The sequence below is a fragment of the Roseateles sp. P5_B10 genome, from assembly GCF_056400485.1.
In genome coordinates this window covers 1-500 of sequence record NZ_JBFULE010001818.1, presented here as the reverse complement: position 1 = coordinate 500, position 500 = coordinate 1, and the positions used below count along the sequence as shown (strand labels likewise).

1 other RNA gene and 1 pseudogene are annotated in these 500 nt (G+C 66.2%); one reads left to right on the top strand and one right to left on the bottom strand.

Annotation, left to right across the window (positions count from 1 at the left end):
* A pseudogene (locus AC1DU6_RS36070) lies at positions 1–307 on the top strand (hypothetical protein); the annotation flags it as partial.
* Positions 308–345: 38 nt separating this feature from the next.
* Here the strand turns inward: AC1DU6_RS36070 and ffs are convergent.
* Positions 346–443: signal recognition particle sRNA small type (gene ffs / locus AC1DU6_RS36065), an RNA gene on the bottom strand.
* Positions 444–500: the final 57 nt, after the last annotated feature.

The window sequence follows — 500 nt, the reverse complement described above, 5'->3', positions numbered from 1 at the left end:
GCAGTACGAGCGCGAACGGGCCAACTGCATGACCGGCCAGACCAACCAGCCGCGTGACGTCTGCCTGCGCGAGGCCGGCGCGGCCTATGCCCAGGCGCGCCAGGGCAAGCTGATCTCGCCAGGCGACCGTCCTGAGCAGTGGGCGGCGAATGCGCTCAAACGCTGCCAGGCTCAGCCCACCATGGAAGATCGCGAGATGTGCGAACGCCGCGTGCGCGAAGGCCAGGTTGTGGGCAGCGTGGAGGCCGGCGGCCAGATGACGACGCTGACCGTGCGGACCGTCGAAACCCCAAAAAATCCGGGTTGATCGCCGGGTTGATCGGAACGCAATGAAGACTGGGGGAGGGTGACGAGCCTTACCCCCGGCACTGGTTGCAACGCTTAGGGCTGCTTGGTTCCCCACCTGACCCGGTTGGGCGCGCTTCCATGCGGGGAGGCCCGTCGAGCGAGATTCTAACCGGGGAGAAATTGCCGGTTGATCGAAAGGTCCATCGCGAGGG